We start from the raw sequence: 6094 nt of genomic DNA on the forward strand, positions 1-6094 counted from the left end.
AAAGGCATGGGTGTGGCCCGGCAGCGTGCGTGCTGCCTCAACCCTTTAGGCTGAGATAGTCAGCCAAAGCCACTGCGTTGTTATGCGTTTCGTCTTGCGCGCCGTAGAGCAGCGTCACCCGATCTTTGTCGAGCAGGGCGCGCAACTGGCCGACCGCCTCGCCGTTCCTGTCGAGCTCGTCGCGATATCGCTGCTGGAATTCCATCCAGCGCGAGGGCTCGTGGCCGAACCATTTGCGCAATTCATCGCTAGGCGCGATGGTCTTCAGCCATAGCGTCAGCGCGGCGTCTTCCTTCCGGACGCCGCGCGGCCATACGCGGTCTATGAGCACCCGTTGGCCGTCGCTGGGCGAGGGTGGCTCGTAGATGCGCTTGACCCTGATATCGAGTTTCATTGTCAACTCCGGGGGTTGACCGCCATGGCAGCTGTTGGCGGCTGCTTACGCCCACTCGCCCTTGCGCATCACCGGCACGCGGCTGCCCTCCTTGCCGACGCCGTCGATGTCGATCTTGTCCGAACCGATCATCCAGTCGATATGGATGAAGCTCTTGTTGCCGCCGCGCGCCGCGATCTCCTCCTGGCTGAGCGAGGCGCCGTCGACGAAGCATTTCGAATAGCACTGTCCCAATGCGATATGGCAGGCGGCGTTCTCGTCGAACAGCGTGTTGAAGAACAGCAGCCCGCTCGCCGAGATCGGCGAGGAATGCGGCACCAGCGCGACCTCGCCAAGCCGGCGCGAGCCCTCATCGGTATCTAGCACTTTCTTCAGCACATCCTCGCCGCGGCTGGCCTTGGCCTCGACGATGCGGCCCTCTTCGAAACGCACAGCGATGCCGTCGATCAGCGTGCCCTGGTAGGACAGCGGCTTGGTGCTCGACACATGGCCCTCGACGCGCCTTGCGTGCGGCGTGGTGAAGACCTCCTCGGTCGGGATATTGGGATTGCAGGTGATGCCGTTCCTGGCGGTCGAGGCGCCGCCCATCCATTCATGGCCGTCGGCCAGACCGACGGTCAGATCGGTGCCAGGTCCGGTGAAGTGCAGGGCATGGAAATTATGGCCGTTCAGCCATTCGGTGCGGCTGCGCAGTGCGGCATTATGCGCTGTCCAGTTGCCGATCGGGTCTTCTACATCGACCCGCGAAGCGGCGAAGATGGCGTCGGCGAGCTTTGCCACGGCGACGTCGTCGGCATCGCCGGGGAATACCTGTTTCGCCCAGGCGAGGTCGGGATAGGCGACGATGTTCCAGTTGATGTCGAAGCCGGTGATCTTTTCCAGCGTCGGCTGATAGGCCATCGAATTCGCCTTGTTGGCGCGCGCCACTTTCGCCGGATCCTGCGCCGACAGCAGCGAAGGATCCTCGCCGCGCACGGCAAGCCTGGCGGCATTGTTGGCGAAGGCCTTCGCCATCCCCTCATAGAGCCAGCCGGCGGCGTGGTCGAAGCCGGCGTCCGCCCCATAGCGGAAGCGCGCCAGCGTGATTTCGTCGTCGTTGAAGATCGGCGTCACCAGGCCGGCGCCTGCCTTGTAGGCGTGCTCGACGATCCGCCGTGTCAAGGGCAGCGCTGCGATCGACGATGTCAGCACCAGATCCTGCCCCGGCTGCAGCTGCAGCCCGACCTTGATGGCGACTTCGGCCAGCCTGTCGAGTTTCACCGGGTCGATCGTTGCGGAAACGCCGCGCGAATGTGTAGTCATGATCCTGCCTGTCGCGATGTGGGAGTCTGGTTCCCTACATAGACCTGCACTGCTCTCCTTTCCACCTGGATTGCACGGGGCAGGTTCAACTCGCGCTGGTGAGCGACCCGAATTGCACCATCGTCGCCGCTATTTCTTCGCGGATCCAGACTTTGAAATCCCTGACCTTACGGCTTTCGGTCTTGGCGGCGGAGGTCACCAGCCAATAACCGAGCCCGCTCTGGGCGCGGACGCCGAAGGGCGCGACGAGGCGGCCATCAGCCAGTGCGTCGGCGGCCAGCAGTTGCCAGCCGAGCATGACGCCGTGGCCGGCGATCGCCGATTCCAGGCACAGCATCGGGTCGGTGAAGCGCGCGCCTTTGAGGAAGGTGACCGGCTTCACCCCGGCGGCCTCGAACCAGCTTTCCCAAGTGATCATCGCCCTTTCGTCGGTGATCGCGCAGGTCAGGGCGAGGTCTTCGATCGACTTCAATTTGTCGGCGATCACCGGGGCGCAGACCGGGAAGACCTCCTGCGCCAGCAGCAGTTCAGCGCGCCCGCCCGGCCATGTCCCGTCGCCAAGCCGGATGGCGATGTCGATGTCCGAGCGGTCGAGATCGGCAATCCGCACCGACGCGTCGATGCGCAAAAGCACATTCGGATGCCGGACGAAGTGACGCGACAGCCTCGGGAGCAGCCACTTCGACGCGAAAGCTGGCGCCACCGAAACTACCAGCGTGCATTCGGAAGCCTCGTCGGCAAGCGCCACGGCTTGGGCGAGTTCGCGAAAGCCTGCCCCGAGTCGCGCGGTGAAGACGGTGCCGAATTCGGTCAGCACGAGACCGCCCGCCGTTCGTTCGAACAGCGCCTGTCCGAGCTGCTCTTCCGTTCGCTTGACCTGCTGGCTGACGGCGCTGGCGGACACGTTGAGTTCGCTCGCCGCAGCTGAAAGCGACCCCAGGCGGGCGACGGTTTCCACGGCGCGCAGGCCGTTGAGATGGACGCGGTTCAGTATTGCCATGTAGTTTTTCTAAACTCGCACGGTCGAAATCTCAATTGAAATACCGGGCGGAATGGCAGAATCTGGACGGAAAGCAGACCTTTGGAGGAAAAATCCTATGAAGATTTTATCATTTCTCAGGGTCTTTTCTGCTGCTGACACGCGGCAAGGCCGGTCGCGTGAAAGCGAGACCACAAGATGGGTGATCGATCCGATGTCACACCCAGTGCTCGATACCATGTCGGAGCGCGAGCTCGGCGACGTGCCGTTCAGGCTGACGGCCAGGCGCACTGCGTACGAGACCGGCACGGCCCAAACCGGCTGCGGCTGAAGATGCGAGCAGAGGAGGGAGCAGGCTCAGTTCCTTTCAGGGACAAATCGCAAACCCTGGAGATTGGCTGAACCATCCCTCCCTTCGTCATCCCAGGGCGGAGCAGGAGCGAAGCGACGTCGCGGAGACCCTGGGATCCATGCCGTTGCCTGGCGGCAGTGCTCCGACGGATCAGAAACGGGTGCTTCTTCGCAGCGGACACGAGCGCCATTCCAAACCGCCGCATTTTACGCCGGATGTCACGGCATGGATCCCAGGGTCTGCGCCGCGTCGCTTCGCTCCTTGCTCCGCCCAGGGATGACGAAGCCATGGTGGTCTGCGGCCAATCGCAAATGTCGGAGATTGGCGGCTGGAAGCTGCCTGTCTGCGGCTGCGGCAACCCGTTCTGGCCCAACGCAAGCGGATTGTTTGACAGGCTCGTGCACCTATTGTGCACTGCAATGAATGCCGCTTCGCCGTCCCCTTTGCGTCTCGCCTTCGCCGGCATGATTGCCCTGGCCGTTGCCATGGGCATCGGCCGCTTCGTCTACACGCCGATCCTGCCCGGCATGATGGAGGAACTTGCGCTGTCGCCGGCGGATGCCGGCTGGATCGCATCCGCAAACTATCTCGGCTATCTCATCGGCGCGCTTGCGGCCGCCGGTGGCTGGGCCCACGGCCGCGAGCGCATGCTCATGTTTTCCGGCCTCGCCGCCAGCACCATCCTCGCCGGGCTGATGGGACTGACCGACACGATGGCGGCCTTTCTCGTCATCCGCTTTCTCGCCGGTCTGGCCAGTGCCTTTGTCATGGTCTTCATGTCCAGCATCGTCTTTGGCCATCTGCTTGCGGCCAACCGCAACGGCCTGCAGGCGCTGCATTTCGGCGGCGTCGGCCTCGGCATAGCGGTATCCGCGGCGCTGATGGCTGTTCTCGTCACCGGACATGCCGGCTGGGCGGCGGGCTGGCTGTGGTCGGCGGCGATTTGTGGCTGCGGCCTCGCTGTCGTGGCCCTGCTGGTGGGGCCTGCCTCGACCACCAACGGCGTTGCGCGCCGGGAGCCGGCGCTGCCGAAGGACCGGTCGTTGTTGAAAATGATTGTCGCCTACGGCCTGTTCGGCTTCGGCTATGTGGTGACGGCGACGTTTCTCGTTGCCATCGTCCGCCAGGGCGGCGGCGGCCGCGTCTTCGAGGCGGTCGTCTGGATGGTCACCGGCCTTGCCGGAATTCCCTCGGTCTGGCTGTGGCAGAAGATCGCGGAAAGGATCGGCCTCTACGCGACCTGTCTTGCAGGTTGCCTCATCGAGGCGGTCGGCGTGACCGCCAGCGTGGCCATGGGCGGACGCGCCGGGCCGCTGCTCGGCGGGTTTCTGCTTGGCGCCACATTCATGGCCATGACCGCACTCGGCCTCCAGGCCGTAAGGCAGCTTGCACCGCAGGCGCCGCGCCGGACTTTCGCGGTCATGACGGCTTCCTTCGGCCTCGGCCAGATCATCGGCCCGCTCGTCGCCGGACTGCTGGCGCAAGCATCGGGTGGTTTCTTCCTGGCTTCGATCGTGGCTGCCGCCGTCTTGGTAGCCTCCGGCGTCGTCGCTTGGTCGGCCGCTCCAAAATCGCCATGATTGTGGGTTTGCTCGGGGATGGGCATCGGGCACGGGCATTTTCATTCCGACCGATGTGTGACCTTATGCCCGCTGAACAGCAACGCCGCTGATTTGCGCATCGACCGAGGATTTCGCCACAGTGTTCGTATCCTTCTTCCCGCAGCCGAAGTTGTTCTTCACTTCGGTCGCCGTCTGGAGCCTTGCCGGAATCCTGTTCTGGTTTTTCGGGGGCGAGCAGTTGGGCGCTGTTTTCGGGCTGCCGCCGGCGGCGGCTGGCGTGCCGCCAGTCCTTGGAATGACGATCTTCTGGACCAAACCGTTTATCTGGTTCTATATCTATTTTGGATTTCTCGTTGGCGCCTTCTACGCCTTCTGGCGCGTTTATTCTCCTCACCCCTGGCAGAATTGGTCGATCCTCGGTTCGGCGCTTATCTTGTTTTCGACGTATCTCAGTGTGCAGATTTACGTGGCGCTGAACAACTGGCGCGGACCCTTCTTTGATCTGTTCCAGAAGGCGATCACGACGCCTGGCTCTGTAACCGCCGGCGAACTCTATTCGATGTTCTCGATCTACGCCTGGATCGGCGCTTCGGGCATGGCCTTGTTCGTCATCACCCGGTTCTTCGTCAGCCACTATATCTTCCGCTGGCGCACGGCGATGAATAACTACTACATGACGAACTGGCAGAGATTGCGGCACATCGAAGGTGCGTCTCAGCGCGTGCAGGAGGACACGATGCGGTTCTCCACCACGATGGAAGGCCTTGGTGTTTCGCTCGTTGACTCCGTTATGACGTTGATCGCGTTCCTGCCCTTGCTCGCCCAACTCTCAAGCCACGTGAAGGTTTTGCCGCTCGTTGGCGAAATCCCCTATTCCCTGGTTGTAGCCGCTGTCACCTGGTCGATTTTCGGTACCCTTCTTCTCATGATTGCCGGCATAAAACTGCCAGGGTTGGAGTTCAAGAATCAGCGAGTCGAGGCCGCCTACCGCAAAGAACTGGTGTACGGCGAAGACGATGCGGCGCGTGCAGCGCCGCCCACAGTGGCCGAACTCTTTTCCCATGTCCGACGCAACTACTTCACTCTCTACTTTCACTACGCCTACTTCAATGTCGTCCGATCCGGCTACCTGCAGGCAGATGCCATCTTCGCCAGCGTGATCCTCATTCCCACGATTGCTGCTGGAACAATCACCTTGGGCGTATGGCAGCAGGTTTCCACTGCTTTCGGCCAGGTCAGTTCCTCATTTCAGTATCTGGTCAATGCCTGGCCAACGATTGTCGAACTGCTCTCCATCCACAAACGCCTGAGTGCTTTCGAGGCGACGCTGGAAGGAGAACCGCTGCCCGAAATCGACCAGCGCTATCTCGAACGTCAAGGCGCCGAGGACCCGGCCTGAGATTTTGGGACAAGGACGTGGGGGGGGGGGCCCCCCCCCCCCCCCCCCCGGGGGGGGCGCCGTAGAGCTCGGCCTTTGCCGATTGAATATTCATGGCCTACCCCTT

Annotated in this window: 6 protein-coding genes; 3 read left to right on the forward strand and 3 right to left on the reverse strand. The window is 62.6% G+C overall.

All coding sequences use genetic code 11. The features are described 5' to 3' along the window. Positions 1–37: 37 nt before the first annotated feature. The 3 genes from AC0L26_RS03475 to AC0L26_RS03485 form a co-directional block, all read right to left on the reverse strand. The gene (locus tag AC0L26_RS03475) at positions 38–394 is read right to left on the reverse strand and encodes a DUF488 domain-containing protein (RefSeq protein ID WP_473631267.1); all 357 of its coding nucleotides are present in this window, start codon (positions 392–394) and stop codon (positions 38–40) included. Positions 395–439: 45 nt separating this feature from the next. Further along, the gene (locus AC0L26_RS03480; RefSeq protein WP_473631268.1) at positions 440–1696 is read right to left on the reverse strand and encodes an aminopeptidase; all 1257 of its coding nucleotides are present in this window, start codon (positions 1694–1696) and stop codon (positions 440–442) included. A gap of 85 nt (positions 1697–1781) precedes the next feature. After that, the gene (locus tag AC0L26_RS03485) at positions 1782–2696 is read right to left on the reverse strand and encodes a LysR substrate-binding domain-containing protein (RefSeq protein WP_473631269.1); all 915 of its coding nucleotides are present in this window, start codon (positions 2694–2696) and stop codon (positions 1782–1784) included. A 97-nt stretch (positions 2697–2793) separates the two neighbouring features. Between AC0L26_RS03485 and AC0L26_RS03490 the strand changes: the two genes are divergently transcribed. The 3 genes from AC0L26_RS03490 to sbmA all read left to right on the forward strand — a co-directional run bounded on the left by AC0L26_RS03490 (position 2794) and on the right by sbmA (position 5988). Continuing rightward, positions 2794–3006, forward strand: coding sequence for a hypothetical protein (locus AC0L26_RS03490; RefSeq protein WP_473631270.1), 213 nt, complete (start codon positions 2794–2796; stop codon positions 3004–3006). A 485-nt stretch (positions 3007–3491) separates the two neighbouring features. Further along, positions 3492–4607, forward strand: coding sequence for a YbfB/YjiJ family MFS transporter (locus tag AC0L26_RS03495; protein WP_473631530.1), 1116 nt, complete (start codon positions 3492–3494; stop codon positions 4605–4607). 121 nt (positions 4608–4728) lie between these two features. Beyond that, complete coding sequence (gene sbmA / locus AC0L26_RS03500; RefSeq protein WP_352939508.1) at positions 4729–5988, forward strand: peptide antibiotic transporter SbmA; 1260 nt, start codon at positions 4729–4731, stop codon at positions 5986–5988. The last annotated feature ends 106 nt before the right edge of the window (positions 5989–6094 follow it).

It is taken from the genome of Mesorhizobium sp. WSM4823 (assembly GCF_055811195.1).

What these genes read in the sequence shown, in the direction of transcription:
- AC0L26_RS03495 (WP_473631530.1), top strand. Translation starts at nt 3,492, where the DNA reads ATGATTGCCCTGGCCGTTGCCATGGGCATCGGCCGCTTCGTCTACACG.
- AC0L26_RS03490 (WP_473631270.1), top strand. Translation starts at nt 2,794, where the DNA reads ATGAAGATTTTATCATTTCTCAGGGTCTTTTCTGCTGCTGACACGCGG.
- AC0L26_RS03485 (WP_473631269.1), bottom strand. Translation starts at nt 2,696, where the DNA reads ATGGCAATACTGAACCGCGTCCATCTCAACGGCCTGCGCGCCGTGGAA.
- AC0L26_RS03475 (WP_473631267.1), bottom strand. Translation starts at nt 394, where the DNA reads ATGAAACTCGATATCAGGGTCAAGCGCATCTACGAGCCACCCTCGCCC.
- AC0L26_RS03480 (WP_473631268.1), bottom strand. Translation starts at nt 1,696, where the DNA reads ATGACTACACATTCGCGCGGCGTTTCCGCAACGATCGACCCGGTGAAA.